The 20,079-nt window shown below is 47.4% G+C and carries 19 protein-coding genes; 12 read left to right on the top strand and 7 right to left on the bottom strand.

Going from position 1 to position 20,079, the window contains the following annotated elements:
• Positions 1–4: 4 nt before the first annotated feature.
• Complete coding sequence (locus QZ176_RS07510) at positions 5–751, bottom strand: type II secretion system protein (protein WP_295152472.1); 747 nt, start codon at positions 749–751, stop codon at positions 5–7.
• A 252-nt stretch (positions 752–1,003) separates the two neighbouring features.
• Between QZ176_RS07510 and bamD the strand changes: the two genes are divergently transcribed.
• The 5 genes from bamD (at position 1,004) to QZ176_RS07485 (ending at position 6,751) form a co-directional block, all read left to right on the top strand.
• On the top strand, positions 1,004–1,651 hold the full coding sequence (gene bamD / locus QZ176_RS07505; protein WP_295152470.1) for an outer membrane protein assembly factor BamD: 648 nt from the start codon (positions 1,004–1,006) through the stop codon (positions 1,649–1,651).
• Positions 1,652–1,659: 8 nt separating this feature from the next.
• A complete protein-coding gene (gene lon, locus QZ176_RS07500; RefSeq protein WP_295152468.1) occupies positions 1,660–4,167 on the top strand; it encodes an endopeptidase La in 2,508 nt (835 codons plus the stop codon).
• Positions 4,168–4,488: 321 nt separating this feature from the next.
• Positions 4,489–5,124: a GyrI-like domain-containing protein gene (locus QZ176_RS07495; protein WP_295152466.1), complete on the top strand. Its 636-nt coding sequence runs from the start codon at positions 4,489–4,491 to the stop codon at positions 5,122–5,124.
• A gap of 291 nt (positions 5,125–5,415) precedes the next feature.
• The gene (locus QZ176_RS07490) at positions 5,416–6,315 is read left to right on the top strand and encodes a DMT family transporter (protein WP_295152464.1); all 900 of its coding nucleotides are present in this window, start codon (positions 5,416–5,418) and stop codon (positions 6,313–6,315) included.
• 13 nt (positions 6,316–6,328) lie between these two features.
• Positions 6,329–6,751, top strand: a complete 423-nt coding sequence (locus QZ176_RS07485; protein ID WP_295152463.1) for a Sua5/YciO/YrdC/YwlC family protein — start codon at positions 6,329–6,331, stop codon at positions 6,749–6,751.
• A 352-nt stretch (positions 6,752–7,103) separates the two neighbouring features.
• On the opposite strand, the gene QZ176_RS07480 is transcribed toward QZ176_RS07485, so the two are convergent.
• Positions 7,104–7,247: a hypothetical protein gene (locus QZ176_RS07480; RefSeq protein ID WP_295152461.1), complete on the bottom strand. Its 144-nt coding sequence runs from the start codon at positions 7,245–7,247 to the stop codon at positions 7,104–7,106.
• A 148-nt stretch (positions 7,248–7,395) separates the two neighbouring features.
• Positions 7,396–7,548 (bottom strand): hypothetical protein, encoded by a 153-nt coding sequence (locus QZ176_RS07475; RefSeq protein ID WP_295152459.1) that lies wholly within the window; start codon positions 7,546–7,548, stop codon positions 7,396–7,398.
• Between the two features lie 327 nt (positions 7,549–7,875).
• Here QZ176_RS07475 and QZ176_RS07470 point away from each other — a divergent pair, with 327 nt between their 5' ends.
• Positions 7,876–9,252: a GntP family permease gene (locus QZ176_RS07470; RefSeq protein WP_295152457.1), complete on the top strand. Its 1,377-nt coding sequence runs from the start codon at positions 7,876–7,878 to the stop codon at positions 9,250–9,252.
• 395 nt (positions 9,253–9,647) lie between these two features.
• Positions 9,648–10,784, top strand: a complete 1,137-nt coding sequence (locus tag QZ176_RS07465; protein ID WP_295152455.1) for a glycerate kinase — start codon at positions 9,648–9,650, stop codon at positions 10,782–10,784.
• Between the two features lie 1,859 nt (positions 10,785–12,643).
• On the opposite strand, the gene QZ176_RS07460 is transcribed toward QZ176_RS07465, so the two are convergent.
• Together QZ176_RS07460 and rpe are read right to left on the bottom strand one after the other, a co-directional pair.
• Positions 12,644–13,450 (bottom strand): 3'-5' exonuclease, encoded by an 807-nt coding sequence (locus QZ176_RS07460; protein WP_295152453.1) that lies wholly within the window; start codon positions 13,448–13,450, stop codon positions 12,644–12,646.
• A gap of 21 nt (positions 13,451–13,471) precedes the next feature.
• Positions 13,472–14,113 (bottom strand): ribulose-phosphate 3-epimerase, encoded by a 642-nt coding sequence (rpe, locus tag QZ176_RS07455; protein ID WP_295152451.1) that lies wholly within the window; start codon positions 14,111–14,113, stop codon positions 13,472–13,474.
• 145 nt (positions 14,114–14,258) lie between these two features.
• Here rpe and rpmB point away from each other — a divergent pair, with 145 nt between their 5' ends.
• The 4 genes from rpmB to QZ176_RS07435 all read left to right on the top strand — a co-directional run bounded on the left by rpmB (position 14,259) and on the right by QZ176_RS07435 (position 17,262).
• Positions 14,259–14,450 carry a 50S ribosomal protein L28 gene (gene rpmB / locus QZ176_RS07450; RefSeq protein WP_040304421.1) on the top strand — a complete coding sequence of 64 codons (192 nt, stop codon included), beginning with the start codon at positions 14,259–14,261 and terminating at the stop codon, positions 14,448–14,450.
• Positions 14,451–14,468: 18 nt separating this feature from the next.
• On the top strand, positions 14,469–15,599 hold the full coding sequence (locus QZ176_RS07445) for a potassium channel protein (protein WP_177387602.1): 1,131 nt from the start codon (positions 14,469–14,471) through the stop codon (positions 15,597–15,599).
• Positions 15,592–16,785 (top strand): bifunctional glutamate N-acetyltransferase/amino-acid acetyltransferase ArgJ, encoded by a 1,194-nt coding sequence (argJ, locus tag QZ176_RS07440; RefSeq protein ID WP_295152449.1) that lies wholly within the window; start codon positions 15,592–15,594, stop codon positions 16,783–16,785. Before QZ176_RS07445 ends, argJ begins: the two co-directional genes overlap by 8 nt.
• Positions 16,786–17,031: 246 nt before the next feature.
• Positions 17,032–17,262: a YdcH family protein gene (locus tag QZ176_RS07435; RefSeq protein ID WP_177387402.1), complete on the top strand. Its 231-nt coding sequence runs from the start codon at positions 17,032–17,034 to the stop codon at positions 17,260–17,262.
• A gap of 847 nt (positions 17,263–18,109) precedes the next feature.
• Here the strand turns inward: QZ176_RS07435 and QZ176_RS07430 are convergent.
• Together QZ176_RS07430 and QZ176_RS07425 are read right to left on the bottom strand one after the other, a co-directional pair.
• Complete coding sequence (locus tag QZ176_RS07430; RefSeq protein WP_005873131.1) at positions 18,110–18,550, bottom strand: hypothetical protein; 441 nt, start codon at positions 18,548–18,550, stop codon at positions 18,110–18,112.
• Between the two features lie 133 nt (positions 18,551–18,683).
• The gene (locus QZ176_RS07425; RefSeq protein WP_295152447.1) at positions 18,684–19,037 is read right to left on the bottom strand and encodes an HTH domain-containing protein; all 354 of its coding nucleotides are present in this window, start codon (positions 19,035–19,037) and stop codon (positions 18,684–18,686) included.
• 114 nt (positions 19,038–19,151) lie between these two features.
• On the opposite strand from QZ176_RS07425, the gene QZ176_RS07420 reads away from it, so the two are divergent.
• Complete coding sequence (locus tag QZ176_RS07420; RefSeq protein ID WP_295152446.1) at positions 19,152–20,078, top strand: zinc ABC transporter substrate-binding protein; 927 nt, start codon at positions 19,152–19,154, stop codon at positions 20,076–20,078.
• Position 20,079: the final 1 nt, after the last annotated feature.

Here is a 20,079-nt window from a genome sequence, read left to right as displayed (position 1 = left end):
CCTATTAGTTATGTAGTCTAGTGACGGTTGTCTGAACGCCGACGCCGATATTAGATAAAAATGCCTTTAAAACAACTGATTTAGCAGCACCGTCTCTCGCTACGGCGTCGTTTAAATCCGTAGCGGCAACCCTAACCATCTTGATATTGGTAACGGCGCCATTAGATGGTTGATCGCTAAGAACACCACTTATATCGGTACTGGAAGCATATTCCGCCGCGCTAAAAGGCTCTGCTACATAATCTACATCGACATTAATCCTAGTATTGAGGATAAAATCACCTCTACTGCTAGAGCCTACTAAATTGCCTACTGTCATTTGAGTAGTAAATTTATCGTAGTCATCAACATCGTTATAACGACCGCCGCCAAAAGAAATTCCATTTCTACCAAATTGCTTTTTCGTAGCTGGAGCTTGGGAGCTGATTCCACGCTGACTAGCTTCCGGCAAAATCCCCGGTCTAACTTCCTTGGTACTATTGCCCGAATCATCTACGACTGGAGTTACGGTCAAAATTCTATCCATGCAGCTCGCATCTCCTCCGCACGTAGCATCTGCTGCGTATGCGCTATCCCACTGCGCTTTAGATATACGAGACATAAAAGCTTTAGCGTTATATACAAGCTCCTCTTTGATCGCAAGGGCATTTAGCTCGGTCGTCTGCGCGACGATACGCGGGATCGCCATCGTCGTGATCGCCAAAATCACGATGGTAAAGATCAGCTCGATTAGAGTAAAACCTTTTTTCATCTTACATCCTTTCTTTAAAATTTTGAAATTACGGAAACGCAAACTTACTCTGCGTTATCGGCGCTAATTATACTATTGTTAAACTTAAATTTAGAATTTATCGCGTAAATTTTTTTGGTTTACAAAGATTTTTAAGCCCGAACGCACAAAAATTTTAAAGAAATTTCATTTTTAAATTTGGACGCGGAATTTAAGCTTGCATTTACTCAAAGACTATAAAATTACGAGCTAAATAAATTCCAAGGATTTTTTATGACAAATCTAAGTAAAATTCTATCCGCTCTCCTATTTATAGCGTTTATCGGCGGCTGCAGTGGCAAAGGTGACGGCGAGCTTTTTAATCTAAGCCCCGAGGCATGGTATTCTAAAATTTTAGAAGATATCAATAACGCCAGCATGGAGGATGCCGAGAAGCACTACACTAGCTTTTCTAGCGAACACATCGCTTCGCCGCTGCTTGAGGAGATGACACTCATTATGGCGTGGGCTTTTGTGGAGGATGAAAACTACGAGAAAGCAAACAAATACCTAGACGAATATATCCGCCTCTACGGCACGACGCAGAAGATCGAATACGCAAGATTTCTAAAAATTAGAGCAAATTTCGATTCCTTTAGCCGCCCAAATCGCAACCAAAAGCTAATGCTAAACAGCATCGACGAAATTCGAAAATTTATAGCTGAATATCCGCAGAGCGAGTATCGTCCGCTACTTGAGACGATGCTAACAAAGCTACGCCTTGCCGAGCATCAGCTAAATATCGACATCAAAGACCTTTACCAGCGCACCGATCGCGAAAGTTCTGCTAAAATTTACGAGCAGCGCATCGAAGAGTCCCCACTAAACGGCACCGACGTCATCAAACCGCGCTCGCCTTGGTATCGCGCGATTTTTGAGTAGGAGGAGCGATGCAACTGATGCAAAATACAACCTTCCCGAGCGATCTGCCTATCATCGTCGAGGACGAGCTATTTTTATATCCATTTATGATAGCGCCCCTTTTCATCGGCGACGAACATAACAAAAAAGCCCTCGATCTAGCAGCCAAAAACGAATCTATGATAATGGTCGTAAGCTCAAAGTCGGAATTTAGCGGCGATAGAAGCTTCGGCGGCATCTATAACGCAGGCGTCGTGGGCTCCGTGATGAGAACCGTGCCTCTTCCCGACGGTCGGGTTAAAATTTTATTCCAAGGCGCGCTAAAAGGCAAAATCGTAAAAGAAATTTCGCAAGACCCGCTGGTCGCTACCGTCGATATCATACACGACGAGCGCGGCAACGATCAAAAATTAGACGCGCTAGTAAGCGTGCTAAAGGAAAAAACCAAGACGCTTAGCACTCTTACGCATTTTTTTCCAAACGATCTGCTAAAGACCATCGACGACGGCACCGATGCCGCGCGCGTCTGCGACCTTATTTTAAGCGCACTGCGGTTAAAAAAGCAGGTAGCCTACTCGTTTTTTACCGAGAGCAATTTGCAAAAACGCCTTTTCAACCTCATCAACTACATCTCCGACGAGATCGAAGCGCAGAGGCTCGAAAAGGAGATCAAAAGTAAGGTTCATTCCAAGATTGACAAGACGAACAAAGAGTATTTTTTAAAAGAACAGCTCAAGCAGATCCAAAAGGAGCTCGGAGGCGACGCTGATCGCGACGTCGAGATCGAGGAGTACCGCAAAAAGCTGGAAGCCAAAAAGCCGTATTTGGGCGAGGACGCCTACAAAGAGATCAAAAAGCAGATCGATAAATTTGCCCGCCTCCATCCGGACAGCGCCGATGCGGGGCTTGTGCAGAGCTATCTGGACTGGGTTTTGGAGGTGCCTTTTGAAAAGACCGCCAAACACAAGATGTCTATCGAGGGCGTTACGACACAGCTAAATAAAGACCACCACTCCCTAAAAAAGCCCAAGGCGCGTATCGAGGAGTATTTCGCGCTAAAGCAGCTTTTGGAGCTTCGCGGCACAAGCAGCAAGAAAAGTAAAGAGGACGGCAAAAACGGCGGCGCGATTTTATGCTTCTACGGTCCTCCCGGCGTAGGCAAGACGAGCCTTGCAAACTCTATCGCGACCGCGCTTAAGCGTAAGCTCATCCGCATCGCCTTAGGCGGGCTTGAGGACGTAAACGAGCTGCGCGGACACCGCCGCACCTACATCGGCGCGATGCCTGGGCGTATCGTGCAAGGCCTCATCGAGGCAAATCAGATGAACCCCGTCATCGTGCTCGATGAGATCGATAAAATTTCAAGCTCATACAAGGGCGATCCGACGGCGGTTCTGCTTGAAATTTTAGACCCAGAGCAAAACTCGAGCTTTAGGGATTACTATCTAAATTTTAACATCGATCTTAGCAAGATCATCTTTATCGCCACGGCAAACGACGTATCTCTCATACCTGCGCCGCTGCGCGATAGGATGGAATTTATCGAGCTTAGCTCTTACACGCCGCAGGAGAAATTTCAGATCGCTAAGGACTATCTGATCCCTCAGGAGCTGCAGCGTCACGGCTTAAAAGCCGCCGACGTAGCGATCAACCCCGCAGCCCTTGCCGAGATCATCGAAGAGTATACGCGTGAAAGCGGCGTGCGAAATTTGCGCCGCCAGATCGCAGCAATCTTCCGCAAGGTCGCGGTTAAAATTTTAAAAGACAAAGAGTTTAAAAAAATCGTCGTTACGACGAAAAATTTAAGCGAATTTCTAAATAAAAAGGTTTTCGAGATCGATGAGGTCGAAAAGTGCGATCAAATCGGCATCGTAAACGGGCTTGCGTGGACTGCGGTAGGCGGCGACGTTCTCAAGATCGAAGCGGTCAAGATCAAAGGCAAGGGCGCGATGACGATCACGGGCCAGCTCGGCGACGTGATGAAAGAATCCGCGCAGATCGCCTTTAGCGTCGTAAAGGTGCTGATCGACGAGGGTAAGCTCAAAGCAGGCCAAGACGCGAAGACGGGCGCAACAAAAGCCTCACGCGCGGGCAGAAACTCCGCATTGCGCGCAAACGGCGGCGCGTCTAAAAGCTCAGCGGCACGAAATTTAAGCGCAGAGGAGAATTCCGAAAGTTCGGAGCAGATTTACAACAAATTCGACCTTCACATCCATGTACCCGAGGGTGCGACGCCCAAGGACGGACCGAGCGCGGGCATCACGATGAGCACGGTGATCGCGTCGATTTTAAGCGAGCGCAAAGTTCGCGCAGATCTTGCGATGACCGGCGAGATCACGCTAAGCGGCAAGGTGCTGCCGATCGGCGGACTCAAAGAGAAGCTCATCGCCGCACACAAAGCCAAAATCGCCGAAGTGCTGATCCCGCGCAAAAACTACGAGCGCGACCTAGCAGAGATCCCTGACGAGGTCAAAAACGATCTGAAAATAACGCCCGTAGAGCGGATCGAAGAGGTGCTAAAGCTGGCGCTGGTCTAAATTTAAAGCGCCGTTTTAAATTTGGCCGCTTTAGCCGCGCGCTTCGGCGGAATTTTGAAATATTTATAGCGGCGCGTTTTGCCCACGTAAAATTTCTATCGCCAAAATTCATACCCGTTTGAGGTGGCGTGAAATTTTATTGCGTAACTGGACATTGACGCGCTTGCGGCAAAATTTCTTGTAACGATGCGGCAAACGTAAAATTTCATAGAATTTTGCATTCACACGATCGCGTAATGCTGTAAAATTTTATGACCGTTTAAAATTTAGCTCCGCTTCTAGCCCAAAATTTTATGAAATTTATCTCGTAAAAGGAATAAAATGTTTGATTTTAAAAAAGAGCTTAGACAGCTTTACGCGCCAAAGCAAGTGCCGCAAATTTTAACCGTCCCGCCTGCAAATTTCGTTTGCATCCGCGGTGAGGGTGACCCGAACGAATCAGGCGGCGCGTATCAGCGCGCGATAGAGGTGCTTTACGCCGTGAGTTACGCGCTAAAAATGAGCTACAAAACCGATTATAAGATCGATGGCTTTTTTGAGTACGTCGTGCCACCGCTAGAGGGGTTTTGGCGACAAAGCGGCTCGGCTTGCGGCGCTGCAGACTATGCTAGAAAGAGTGATTTTAGCTGGATTAGCGCGATTAGACTGCCCGATTTTATCACGCGAGAAAATTTCGACTGGGCAGTGCGGCAGGCTGCTTGGAAAAAGAAGTTAGACTGCGGCGTAGCGGAGTTTTTGAGGATAGACGAAGGCCTTTGCGCGCAAATTTTACACATAGGTAGCTTTGACGACGAGCCTGGGAGCGTTGCTAAAATAGACAAGTTTATCGCCGCAAACGGCTATGCAAAGGACTTTGGTGAGCAAAGGGCGCATCATGAAATCTACCTAAGCGACCCCAGAAAAACCCCGCCGCAAAAATGCAAAACGATAATTAGACTACCGATTAGAAAAATTTAACCGCCTTTGAGCTAAATTCGACTTATATAAAAAGCAATACACTATGAAGCTTTGGCGTATCGTAAATGTCAAAATTTATTCCATAAATCAAGAACGTTAAGCTAAATTTAGAATTTATTTCATTCTTACATAGCCTCATAAATTTTATAATCTTTTTAATTGCTTCAAATTTTAAAATTTACAAAATTTTATTAGTTGCAAATATAGTCCGATAAACTACGCCAAAGTCCTAAATTTAACCCCAGCTTAAGCATAAACATATATACTTTGGCTTTAAATTTAAGGCGGTAAATGAGATCTCAGAGCGAATTTTTTGGCGTTTTCATCACGCTTCTTGGCGGCGTATTGTGGGGCTTTAGCGGCGTTTGCGGGCAGTATCTGTTCACGCAAAAGGGCGTTAGCGCCGACTGGCTCGTGCCCTACCGCCTGAGCCTTGCGGGGCTTGCTATGGTAGCGTATTATGTCGCTCGCTCGCCGCGCCTAGCTCTTGCGCCGTTAAAAGATCGCGCGCTTTTACCGCAGCTGCTAATCTACGCGTTTTTTGGGCTTATGATGACGCAGTATTCGTATTTTTGCGGTATCGAGCTCTCAAACGCCGCCGTCGCGACCGTGATCCAGTACTCCGCGCCCGCGCTCATCCTTGCCGTCGTCTGTTTTTTACAGCGGCGCGCGCCTAAAAAGGTCGAGCTCATCGCGCTTATTTTAGCGGTGCTCGGCGTCGTGCTGCTCGCCACCCATGGCGATCTAGGCTCGCTCGTTATCAGCGCACAGGCGCTGGTTTGGTGCCTGATTAGCGCGCTTGGCGTCGTGGTTTACAGCCTCATCCCCGCGAAGCTAAATCAAAAATACCCCATTGCGCTAAATTTAGGCTGGGGTATGGTCATCGGCGGCGGCGCGCTCGCGCTTTACACGCGTGTTTGGCGGCTAGGCGGCGTGAGCGACGCGGACGGCTTTGCGGCGCTTGCCGCGGTGGTGATCCTTGGCACGATATGCGCGTTTAGCTTTTACATGACGGGGCTAAAGATAATAGGCGCTAGCAGGGCGAGCATGATAGCGTGCATCGAGCCGGTGAGTGCGGCGGCATTTGCCTATTTTTGGCTGGGGACGGAGTTCGTGTTTCTTGATTTTGCGGGCTTTACGCTCATTATCTCGTGTATATTTTTGCTGGCTAAAGATAGGAAAAAGGCATAAATTTGGAGGAGAGATGATTTATTTGGCGCAGACCGATACGACGGCGGGATTTTTGAGCAAGGATTTTCGCGAGATAAACGCGCTAAAACGCCGAGCGGCGGACAAACCCTGTCTCATAACGACGGCGAAGCTTAGCGAGCTAAAAAATCTCGCTCGCGTGCCCGCTAAATTTAAAAATTTAGTGCGTCGCGCGAGAAAAACGACGTTTTTGTATCCGAACGCAAAAGCCGTGCGCGTAGTCAAAGGGTGCGCTCATGAGGAGTTTTTGAGGCAATTTGACTGGCTTTACTCTAGCAGCGCAAATTTAAACGGACAAAACTTCGACGAAGAGTGGGCGAAAGCTGCGGCGGATGAGGTCGTGGATCAAAATTTCAGCCAAAACGCAAGCTCGAAAATCTATAAAATTTCAAAAACTAAAATTTTGCGGATTAGATAGAGCTGCCGATTAAAATTTACGCGCGCAAAGAGCACTCAAAAAAGAGGCTCTAGTTTATAAATTTAAGCGACTTTGTAAATTTAAATGGCTCTATAAATTTACCGAACCGTAAAATTTCGTCATATATAGACCGCGCAAATACCGTCTGGAATTTTAAAAAATCGTGAAAAGATCACGGCAGACTCGCAAAAAAATCATATAGAAAATGCACATTTCTACTATCCTTAAGCAGTAAAATTCCACCGCAGATAGTTTTTTAATGGAATTCTATCGTCAAATACTCTCGATCAAAATTTCAACTCAGGCGAGCTAAGATTGTCGCTATAAATTCTTGCATCCCGAGCATTTTCGATTAAAATTTTAAAGATCGGGCATTGCCGCTGGTTTTTATCCTAGCCGCTACGCGCCGTTTTATCGCAGCCCTACCGACGCCGCTTCTGCCTTTGATTAAAATTCCATCTTGTGAAAACAGCTTCTCTGACGCCGCCAAAATCAAAATTTCGCCGCTGTACCAATAGTTTTAATAAAATTCGGCCGCCGCTTCTGCCGATAGTTTTAATTAAAATTTCATCACCGCGGGAGTAAATTTCGATCAAAATTCTATCATCGCCGATTGTATATCAAAAGTCCCGCCGCCGCCGATACTATCGCCTTTCATCGCCGCTATCGCCGCCGCGGCTATTGCGCTCTATCTTCACTGCTTCCGCCGCAGCAGGCGCCGCAAAGCCGTCCGCGTCGCTCACGCCCCCAAGCCGCCAAAGCTGCGCGTAAAGCGCAAGCGGTCTCCATTGCCGCACCAAGACGGCGACCGATCCTCGATAAAATTTCCTCTGCCCGCCGCGTAGCGCATTAAAACAAACAGCATATCAAAGCAAACGACGTAAATTTTAAAATTTTAACCGCTCTCGCCGCGCGGCACCGATAAATTCCAACCGATAAATTCCAACCGACAAACTCCGCCAGCTAGTCCATCATTCCCGCATAAATCATAAATTTTCATGAATTTAACGCCGCTATTCTTGCTTTATATTAAAATTTCGCTAAAATTACCGCATTAAATTTGAAGCGCAAACGGCTTAGCTTAAACCGCTTGCGGGCAAATTAAATCCATTCAAGGAGCTTTTATGAGCGGTGTTGCGTTAATCATCTGCTTCGCCATAGCGGTCGTCGTGATGATTTTTTTGATCTCCAAAGCAGGCGTTCACCCGTTTTTGGCGCTAATGCTTATCTCCCTGGCGCTTGCGATCGTCGCGGGCATACCGCTAGCCAAGATCCCCGCGATTATCGGCGACGGATTCAGCGGCACGTTTAAGAGTATCGGTATCGTCATAATCTTCGGCGCGCTCATCGGCACCGTGCTCGAAAAGACGGGCGCGGCGCTCAAACTCGCCGATATGGTCGTAAACGTAGTCGGGCAAAAGCGCCCCGAGCTTGCGATGCTCATAATGGGCTGGATCGTAGGTATCCCCGTATTTTGCGACAGCGGCTTCGTCGTATTAAATCCGATCCGAGAAGCTATCAGCAAAAAAATCGGCGAAAATCCGGTCGCTCTTGCAGTAGCGCTCTCAGGCGGACTCTATGCCTCGCACGTATTCATCCCGCCGACTCCGGGACCGATCGCCGCAGCAGGCGCCGTGGGTCTAGGCGGCAATCTGCTACTCGTAATCGCAATGGGCGCGGTAGTGTCCTTGCCGGTGCTGATCGCTACATACTTTTTTTCCAAAAAAGTCGCCAAGAACGTGCATATAAGCGAGGCTGAAGCGAATGAGGTTATCGCAAAAAGCTACGACGATCTGCTTAAACAATACGGCAAATTGCCGGGCGGATTTTTGAGCTTAGCCCCTATTTTGGTGCCGATCCTATTTATGGCGCTGGGTTCCGTCGCCAAGATCCTAAAAGTAGGCGGGTTTGCAGGCGAAATTTCGCAATTTTTAGGAAATCCTATCATCGCGCTAGCCTTGGGCGTAGTTTTTGCGGTATTTTTGCTTGCACAAACCGGCAAACTAGGCGAATTTAGCGAGATCACCAACGAATCCTTAAAAATCGTAGGCCCGATCCTCTTCATCACCGCAGCGGGCGGAGTGCTAGGCAAGGTCATCACCGACGCCGGCTTCGTAACCTACATCAAGGACAATGCGACTGCCATTAAAGCCGCGGGGATTTTCTTCCCGTTCTTAATCTCAGCCGTCTTAAAAACCGCGCAAGGAAGCTCCACCGTGGCGATCATCACTACAGCTTCGATTATGGGCGCATTTAACGCAGACGGCTCGCTAATGCAGGTACTAGGCTTCACCTCCGAAATGTCCGGCGCGCTTGTGGTAATGGCGATCGCAGCGGGCGCGATGACGGTTTCGCACGCTAATGACAGCTACTTCTGGGTCGTTACGAATTTCAGCAAGATGAACCCGCAACAAGGCTACCGCACTCAAACAATGCTTACGCTAATTATGGGCATTACGGGCATGATCAGCGTGTGGGTTTTGTCGCTGTTTTTGATCTAGGCTAGCTTATTTAGCCGTTCTATCGCGCTAAATCAGTGCGGAGCGCTACGGGCATCTACCAGCGGCTAGCTACATAAAATTCTTTAAATTTACGTAGCTAGCCCGCGTCGCGCAAATGCCTTAGTATTAAAATTTCGCTTAACATAGTTTTAAATTTACACACAAAGCCTCAAGGAGCGAAATTTTAAAATTTTATTGCTACAGAATTTTAAAATTTAGCCGAAATTCTGTGGCTTACAAAATTTTAAAATTCCACGACATGAAATTTTAGAATTTGCCCCATAAATTTGGCAACGAGATTTTAAAATTCTACTCTTGTTTCAGTCTTGTCATCGTAAATTTAGCCTACGCGCTGTAAAATTCCAAAATTTTAAAATACGAGCTAAAGGAAAAATATGAAAGTTTTAGTCGCGATCGACTCATTTAAGGGCTCGCTTAGTTCGCTTGAGGCGGGCAACGCCATAAAATCAGGCATCGAAAAGCTAGGCTGTGAGGTGCTCGTCAAACCTATCGCAGATGGCGGCGAAGGAAGCGTTGAAGCCCTTGCCGACGCGTTAAAAGCTAAGTTCATGGACGTCATCGTAGCAAATCCGTTAGGCGAAAAAACACCCGCGCGCTACGCCTTAAAAGGCGAGCTAGGCATCTTAGAAATGGCGTCCGCATCGGGTCTGCCGCTCATCGAAAAATCGCGCCGCAACCCGCTAAAAACGAGCACTTATGGCTTTGGCGAGATGATAGCGCATGCGATCGCACACGGCGCGCGAAAGTTTATCATCGGCATCGGCGGAAGTGCTACGAATGACGCGGGCATGGGGATGCTGCGCGCGCTCGGCTTTAAATTTAAAGATGCAAATGGCGCAGAGCTTGCGGGAGCGGGCGAGGATCTGATTAAACTCGCCACGATAGATTGCACTTCGGTGCTGCCGCATCTTAAAGAATGCGAGTTTCTCATCGCCTGCGACGTGGATAATCCGCTCTTTGGCGAAAATGGCGCGGCATATATTTACGCTCCGCAAAAAGGCGCGGATGCAGCGATGGTAAAGCAGCTCGATGCGGGACTTATAAATTTTGCAAGCGTCGCAAGCAAACATCTTGGACGCGAGCTTTGGAATAGCCCCGGAGCAGGAGCTGCCGGCGGGCTAGGCTTTGGCTTCGTGAGCTTTCTAAACGCGACGCTTAAGCCAGGCATCGACATCATCACCGAAGAGATCGGGCTAGATCGCAATATGCAAGGCACCGAACTCGTCATCACCGGCGAAGGTAGGCTAGATTTTCAAAGCTCGATGGGCAAAACCCCCTGCGGCGTCGCGAAAATCGCCGCGCACTACGGCGTGCCCGTAATCGCGCTGGCAGGCGGCATCTCGCCCTGTGCCGGTGGCTGTAACGAGCGTGGCATAGGAGCATTTTTTTGCATCCTAAATGAACCGATGAGCCTTGAGCGCGCGATGGAAAAAGAGACCGCAACACAAAATTTAGCCCGCGTCGCCGAACAAGCAGTGAGATTGTTTCTGCTAGGGCGCAGCGCCAAATAGGGATTTTGGACTGAAATTTCAAAGCGCGTCCGCTAAAACTTGCACGAGCGCGGTATGTATGCGTGGCAGGTGCGGTTGCGAAATAAGGCGACGACGGCTCGCGGCAGACAAGCACGACAAAGTGCGGCAGGCGGCGAGCACAGCGAAGAAACGAAATTTTATGCAGGATAGATTTGCGCGCTTTAAAGGCACGGCGTGATCTTGACGCAGATGCGGTGACGCGCAGCTTACAAGGCGCAAAAATATACGCGAAGAAGCAGGCGAGAGCCTACAACGATGGACGTTAGTAAAGCGGCGGCTTGCGGCAAGGGGAGGATACGGGCTATGACGTGCATGCGCGGCAAGTAAATACTATACGCGGCTTGATACGGGCGGCAGAATTTCATCCGCCGCAGACCGCGGTAAGTGGATAAATTTTGCATTAAAACGTAGCTTTGCTGAAATTCTAGCGCGTTTGAAAATACGGAGCGATAGGATGGGAGGTAAGACGGCAAGCGGCTCAGCGGTGACGTAGCAGCGTGAAATTTTACGACGCGAAATTTTACTTTACTGCGCGGTATATACTCAAGGCGCGATCTAAAACTCATTTTCCAATCAAGCGGCTTGCGAGCCCTCACAATGCAACCTCAAGGCATGGCTAAAACATACAGAATTTTAAAATTTGACCGCTGTATTCGCAGTCTATGGAATTTGCAACGTAAATTTAAAAGCAGCGATCCGCTTTATAAAATTCCGTTTAAATTTTAGCCCGCGATATTCCCTTTTTGAGGCGAAAAGACAGCTCAATCGCAAAATAGCGCTTCTTGCAAAGATTGGCGGCGACGCACTACTTCGCCCGCTAGCAAAGCCCATCAGCCCTCCGATGACGCTTTGATGAGAGGCGGGCTGCGTCTGCGTAAATTTTGTATTATTAAGATCGCGGATTTGCTTATCACTAAATTTAGTGCGGATGCAGCCGCCGTACGCCGCTATGGTAAGAGTGGGCTTGCGTTAAATTTGCTCCGATCGCGCTGTGTTTTGCGATAAAAATTTATGAAATTTTATTTGCGGTAGGCGCCAAAAAATTTTATAAAGCTCCATTTTAAAATTTGCGGCACGGGCGCGTACCGATCAGGTCGTCAAGCTAAAATCAAATCTCAAAATTCCAAGCGACGAATGCAGAAAACCCTCGTGCCTAGCGTATCTGCGGCGGCGATGCGGGTTATCGCTTTTAGGACGCAAAAGACGCGCAGGCGCGGATAAAATTTATTGATTTTAGAGTTTAAAGCATCAAATTCGCGCGTCTAGGCTAAATTTTAAATTTAAAGCGCGCGACGCTTCGGACGCATCCGCGCGACTGCGAGCGCTCATAAAATTCGCCCGAAGCAAGGTTGTAAAACCGCGGGCGGGCGCAAAATTTATCGCCGCAAAAATCAAAACCGCGAAAGCAAAAAGGCTCCGCGAGCGCTCGCTGCCGCACCCGCCAGAGCAAATTAAAATCGCATGATCCGCCTAGCCGGCATACGTAAAGGGCGCCGCTGCGGGCATTTGCACTTAAATCCGGTGCGATCGCAATGCGGTTTAAAACCGCGTCTGCTTAAATTCGCGCCGTTTCGGTTCGCTCGCAATCACATCTCGCCGCAGTAGCGCTTTAAATTTGCGCCGCCGCGATTTGTGCGCATTCAATCGCTACGGCAAGGGTAAAATTTCAAAATCCAGGTCCATACGCGCCGATTTGCGCCGCCCAAAATCGCTCGGATCGAATTACGCTACCGCAATCCGCGCAGATTAAAGCGCCGCCGCTTAAAAGCGCAAATTTTGCCCCTCAAACGACGGAGCAAAATTTCATTAAAATTTCATCTCTTAATTCGGCGCGCGATTTATAAAATTTCGCCCTCGCCCCGCCCCGAAATCTGCGGCTTAGGTAGCGCCAGGCTCTTTGCGGTTTTGCTAAAAAGTATCAGATCCTCGGTACTTTGCACGCTCCACGGCAGGCGCGAGAGCGCGAATTTGAAAATTTCAAAGCAGGAAATGGCGTCGCTAAATGCGCGGTGGTGGACGTTTTGCACGCCTAAAAGCTCTTTTAGCGAGCCAAGGCCGTATCTTTGCGCCTCTATCGTGCGGCGCGCGAGCTCGACGGTGCAGAGCCTGCGATTTAAAAGCATCCCAAAGCCGCATTTTTGCAGGCTCGCGTCGATAAAACCGTAGTCAAATTTGACGTTGTGTGCCACAAAAACGCTATCGCCTAAAAACAGCCTAAACCGCTCCAGTACGCTAGCTAGCGGCGGCGCGCCCACCAGATCCTCCGCGCAGATCCCCGTAAGCTCCGTGATATTTTCAGGCACGACGGGCGCGTAAACGAAGCTCTCGAAGCGATCCAGCTCCTGCGTACCGCGCGTTTTTATCGCGCCGATTTCGATGATCTGTCCGTTTGAGAGCCCGCCGTTCGTCTCGATGTCCACGAAGCAAAATTCCTGATCGTCTATGTCCGTCTCGCGGGCTTTGAGCGTGATTTTGCCGCTATCTAGCTTTATTATCTCTATGCCCAGCGCCCGCCACATCGAAAGGTCTTTGGGCTCGAAAAGCTCGGTAATTTCGGCAATATCGCTTGCTTTTGAGATAAAATCGTAATAATTTATGCTCTTTTGAGCCAGTAAATTTATTAAATTTTCGATTCTATGCGTCAAAATTTTACCCCTGTGCCGCGCCTAAATTTTAAGCGCACGGATCGCTTCCGCGTAGTCGTTTGAAGAAAATATGTAGTTGCCCGCCACCACGATGTCGGCGCCCGCTTCGTCGATATCTGCGATATTCAGCCCGTTTACGCCGCCATCGACCTCGATGAGGCATTTTGCGCCTTTGCGATCGATCAGCTCGCGCAGCTGCTTAATTTTCTCAAGCGCCGAGGGGATAAATTTCTGTCCGCCGAAACCCGGATTAACGCTCATCAAAAGCACCATATCGACCTCGCCCAAAATAAACTCCAGCGCGCTAAGCGGAGTGTGCGGATTTAGCACTACCGCGGGCGAGACGCCGCTGCGGCGGATATGATCTATGAGGCGCAGCGGATGGCTCTCCTCCTCGATGTGGAAGCTAAGAAATTTCGGCTTTAGCGGCAAAAAAAGATCGACGAAAAACGGCACGTTTTTAACCATCAGATGAATGTCTAAAGGCTTGCTGCTCGCCTTTGCCGCGGCGCTTGCTACGAGCGGTCCGATCGTGAGATTGGGTACAAAATGCCCGTCCATCACGTCTACGTGAATGAGATCGGCGCCCGCTTCGCAGACTGCGCGAATCTCCTCCGCGAGCCTGCCGAAATCCGCCGATAAAATGCTGGGTGCTACATACATTAAGATTCCTTATAAAATTTCAAGATGCGAAATTTTACTTAGTTTTGTCATAAATTTCGCTAAATTTAAACCGCAGCGGATTTTAAGCATAATTTGAAATTTTTTCGCTATAATCGCCATTTATTTTAATCATCAAGGATTTATTATGGCAAGAAGATGCGCAATCACCGGCAAAGGTGCGATGGTAGGAAACAATGTCAGCCACGCAAATAACAGGACCAAAAAGAAATTCCAGGTCAATCTACGCACCATCCGCGTTCAGCTAGAAGACGGCTCAACCAGACGAATCAAAGTAGCCGCCTCAACTCTACGAACTATGAAAAAACAATCAAAATAACCTCTTAAAGAGGAATTTATGTCTGTTTTGGACAAGATCAAGCGATTCCTCGACTGGTCCGGCTCGACTAAGCCGGACATCAACCTCTACACAGAAATTTACGACCAGCTACGACCTTTTCGCTTACCGCTTATAACCATCGTGCTGATGATGCTAATCGGCACATTAGGCTACGTCTTTATAGCGGGCTTTTCGCTCGTAGACGCCTTTTATCAAGCAGGCATGACCTTTACGACGGTAGGCTTTACCGAAGTAGCGCCGATATCGCCCGCGGGTAGAATTTTTACCGTCTTATTCATCCTCATGGGCTTTGGAACCTTTTCGTTTTGCCTGGGCGTCGTCGTCGAGGTCATAAAAAACGGCAAACTTCAAAATTTACTTAGGGAGCAACGAATGATCAATAACATCGCAAGGCTCAAAAACCACTACATTATCTGTTACAACAACATCTACTGCGCCGAGCTTGCCAAGCAGTTTCGCGAAAATCATCTACCTTTTGTCGTGATCGACCCCGATCCCGCTCTAGCCAAAATCGCCGAAGAAAACCGCTATCCATATTTCATCGTAGGCGAGCCGCACGTAGAAACCACGATGCTAAAAGCCCATCTGTCATCTGCAAAATCCGTCATCACGCTAAGTCCAAATTTAGCCGATAATATCGCAATAATCTCGCTGGTGCGCCTATACGAAAAGGAGCTTGGTCGCATCACCCCCTACTTCATCATGGCAAATAGCGATGATGACAGCGACACCGAGAGGCTAAAAAAACTCGGCGCAAATTCTATCGTCTCACCATCCAAACTCGCCGCACAAAGGCTCTCTGCAATCAGCGTGCGCCCTGATATGGAAAACATTTTGGAGCGATTTTTGTATAAAAAAGACTCGCTTATCGATATCGAGGAGATCACGGTGCCCGATTTTTCGTGGATCCGCTTCAAACGCTTAAAAGAAACTCGCCTGCGCGATTTTACAAACGCCGACGTCGTAGGAATCAAAGAGCCCAACAGCCGCTTTATCCCGATGCCGGATGGCGACTACCTCATCGGTACTGGGGTGAAATTTTTAGTCATCGGCACGGCAGAGGGCATCCGTAACACCAAAAAGCTCATCCGCAGCAAATACAAGCCGCAGGAGATGAGATATGTTTAAAATCACTAAGCTCGAGGGCGGCTTGCAGAATGTCGAGGGCTTTTATTTTGATGGCGTAAATTCGGGCTTTAAAAAAGAGGGGAACGATCTGGGATTTATCCGTGCGGACGAGCCCTTTGCCATAAGCGTGATCTTTACGAGCAATAAATTTCAAGCCGCGCCGATTAGGCATTTCAAAAGGGCGCAGGAGCGCGCGGGCGGAGAGCTTAAAACAAATTTTATCCTCGTAAATTCTAAAAACGCAAACTCGATGACCGGAGAGCAAGGCATCGCCGATATCGATGAAATTTTTAGCGAGCTTGGCAAAAAGACCGCTCTGATAAACCCCGTTATGAGCTCCACCGGCGTCATCGGATACCGCCTCAAAAAGGAAAAAATTATCGCCGCCGCGCAAAATTTTAACTTCTCGGCGCGAAACTCAGATGCCCTAGCCACCGCCATTATGACGACAGATATGATAAAAAAGGAGCTTGCGTATGAAATTTCTTTAGAAAACGGCGATAAATTTCACATCGCAGCCGTTTGCAAGGGCGCAGGCATGCTCAATCCTGCGCTTGCAACTATGCTCTGCTTCGTCCTAACCGACGCAAAAATCCCACGCGCTGATATGGACGAGCTGCTAAAAAAGGCAGCGGAGCAGAGTTTCAACACCGTAAGCGTCGACGGCGATACCTCCACCAATGATACGATTATGCTCTGCAGCAGCGCTAAATGCGCTTACGAAAAGGACGCTTTCGCCTCCGCGCTAAATGCCCTTACGCATGAGCTTGCGCTGATGCTGGTAAAAGATGGCGAAGGCGCAACCAAGCTGGTGCGATTTAAAGTAAGCGGCGCCGCAAATGCTGGGGATGCCCGCAGGGCGGCGAAGGCGCTAAGCAATTCGCCGCTTGTTAAAACGGCGATCTTTGGCGAAGATCCGAATTGGGGTCGTATAGCCTCGACCATAGGCGCCTGCGGCATCAAATGCGACGAAGAAAAGCTGCGCATCAAATACGACGACGTGCTGCTTTATGATGCGCAAAATCGCGAGCTGGACGCCGCGCGCGAGGCTGCGGCTCACGCCGTGATGCAGCAAAAAAGCTTTACGATCTGGTGCGATTTAGGGCTCGGGGAGGGCGAGTTTAGCGCGTACGGCTGCGATCTTAGCTACGACTACGTAAAAATCAACGCCGATTATAGATCATAAAGATTCACAGCTCACTTCATAACCTAAAAATCTCGTCTCGAAAATAGCGAAAGCGGCAGGGCTTTAAAGCTCTGCTCTTAAAATTTTATCATTTAAATTTGCCCTGTTTTAAATTTTTAAAGACTAAAATTCTACCTCTTAAAATCTGGAATCTTATGCGTGAAATTCAGTCTAAATTTGATAGCTGAAATTAGGTTTTAAGCGCTTTATTGATATACTTGAATAAATTTTTCAAAGGAGTAAAGCATGTTTCATGAATACAGAGATTTAATCACTGAGTTAAAAGGCAAAAACGCACGATTTGATTCGCTTTTTGAGAAACACGACGAGCTGGATCACAAGATCGCCGACGCGCAGGCCGGCAGAGTGCATATGAGCGATCTGGAGATCGATGCGATGAAGAAGGAAAAGCTTCGCATAAAAGATGAGCTAGGCACCCTGCTAGCGCAATATAAAGCCGAAAAGGCAGATAAATAAAGTTGCTTGACGGCGAAATTAAGATGCAGCGGAGTGCTAGCAAGGCTAATTTCGCCGCCAAGCTTTAATCCACATTTAGAATTTTTTAATCGTAATAAGTTTAGCCGCTTAAATTTGCCTCGCATGATAAATAAAAAAAACGAGTTAAAATTTACACCGCACGCTCCGCCTTGACACCGCTAAATAATTTTTACGCATCGGCTGCATCACTGCATATACCAACAATGCGGTATTAGCGCAATCAAATATAATTCGTTACGGCTCTCTATCGCCCCTTCCGCTTCCAAAAATATTTCTTGCTGAATGCGTTTTGCGCTACAGAGTAAATTAAAATTTACGCTGCGTCGCCCTGCAGCCTGGCTCTTAAATTTTTACTTTGCAGCGAGCATTTTTAGAAAATTTCAAATCCTGCGTTTTGCTTATTGCGGGCGCAATACCTACTTTAAAATTCCGCATTTCGCAGAAATCTAAAGTAGCGCTAGAATTTTAAATTCCCGTTCGCGCTAGCCACAAAATTTCAAATTCGCAGACTCCAACTAAGCACTAGTTTATGTTAGAGCCTGCTTTAGTCTCTTCAAAGAATTTAGCCAAGCTTGCTTATTTTAACCCGCTTCGTTGAGCTTTAAAAATTTAGATTATTTCTTTGATAGTATCGGATAATGCCTACCGCCACGGAATTGCTCAAGCCGCCCTATTTGTTATATGCGCAATTAAAAGCGGCGCTAACGCGGAATTAAATAATATAAGTGGATCTGTAAAAGGTATGAAATTTAATCATAGGATTTTAAACGCTAAGGATTTGCGATAGAATTTCGCCACGCAAATCAAATCCCAAAGCTAGCCTGGCCTACTCGAAAACCTTCGCTTCTAAGCCATGTAGCCTTTGCAAGCCGATATCGATATATTCATTAAGCTTCTCATTATTTTCCAGCAATTTGTCGTAATAGCTCTTGGCTCTTTCTCTCGCGGTCGCATCAGGCTCGATATACTTTAGCCCACTTTTGAAAAATCCTTTGGATTCCACAAAATAGATCGAGTGGATCTTCTCGCAGTGCGATAGCCCTGCTTCAGTGTAGTTTAAAATCGATTCGTACGCGATGTTGCCTAACAGCTCTTGCAGTCTATTTGCGGGATTTTTGAAAAACTCGGCAAACTCCTTATACGGCGTAAAAACCTGATCCAGGTTTTTCATCGCATCGCCGTAGATACCCTTTTTCAGGCGAAACATCGTCATTTCTTGAGAACTTACAAACTTCTCTATTGCTTTTATCGTATCGTTTTTATTCACTGAATTTTCCCTTTTAAAATATGAAACGCTCGGATTATATCGTTTGTTTTATAAAAATCCGTTAAAAATCGGTTAAATTTTGCCCTAGCGTTTTAGCCAAATTTCTTTGGCGCTTTTGATTAAATTTCTCGCCTCAGCCGCCGCACTTCTCGCACAATCCTCGCACAAGCACGCTTTTGACATTTTTTTGTGGCAAAGCTGGCATCGAAATCTCCTCCATTTTATGGCAGCTTTCGCAGACAAAATACGCTTTGGCGCCGTCGGTAAGCTCATAAAAGCTTTTATGATTATTCTCGCTGGTAATTATCAAATTTTTCTCTTCCAAAAGCGCTATATTGCGATATATCGTGGTTTTATTAGCACCCGTTTGTTCTACTAGTTCATCGTAGCTTACCGGGCATTTTTTCTCGCTTAGGATCTGCACGATCTGCACTCTAAGCGCAGTAGGAGCGATATCGTGACTCGCTAAAAAATCTTTGGGATCCATTTTACGCCTTTTTTAAAATTTAAGCGATGATAGCGAAATTTAGATAAATTTATATTAAGTTGCAACTAAGTTGCTTTTGATATACTTCCGCAATTTTTTTTGGAAAGGAATTTTATGAAAAAGCTTATTTTCACGCTTTTAGCAGCTAGTTGCGTAGCATTCGCCAAACCTACGGTCACCACGACCATACTTCCTACGAAGTATTTTGTTGAACAGATCGCAGGTGATACTCTGCAGGTAAATACGATGGTCGGCAAAGGCGCTGATCCGCACACATACGAGCCTAAGCCTTCGGAGATGAAAATGCTAGAAAATAGCGATCTGTATTTTGCAGTCGGTATAGAATTTGATGAAGTCTGGCTACCAAAGCTTGCCGCATCGTATCCGAAGATGAAGATAATCCGCACCGAAGATGGCATCACTAAAATGGCTATGGCAGAGCATCACCATCACGACGAACATGATCATAGCGCACATCACGATGATCACGATCATGACGCGCATCATGAGCATGGTGACAAAGACCACGAGGCGCACGAGCACCATCACCATCACGGCGGTTTAGACCCACATATCTGGCTCGATCCGCAGCTTGTAAAAATTCAAGCTAAAAATATTAAAGACGCATTAACCAAACAGTATCCTAAGGATGCTAAAATTTATGAAGCAAATTTTGATAAATTTGCTAAAAAACTTGACGAGCTGGACGCTTACGCAAAGCAGAAATTAGCGGGCGTCAAGGGAAAGAAATTTATGGTTTATCATCCGTCTTGGGGCTATTTCGCACACCGATACGATTTGGAGCAGATCGCAGTCGAAGTGGAGGGCAAAGAGCCTAAGCCTGCGGATTTGGCCGAGCTAATCGAGGAAGCCAAAGAGGAAAAGATCAAAGTGATTTTCGTCGCACCGCAGTTTTCCAAAAAGGCAGCGCAAACCATCGCCGCACAAACAGGCGCAAAGGTGATGGAGATCGATCAGCTGCCGCTAGATTGGTACGAGACGATGAAAAAGACGATCGACGTTTTCGGAGAAAATTTGTAGT

Source organism: uncultured Campylobacter sp., from assembly GCF_905373215.1.
GTDB lineage: Bacteria > Campylobacterota > Campylobacteria > Campylobacterales > Campylobacteraceae > Campylobacter_B.
The sequence above is the reverse complement of the archived record's forward strand: the minus strand, read 5'-3'. Positions and strand labels throughout refer to the sequence as shown.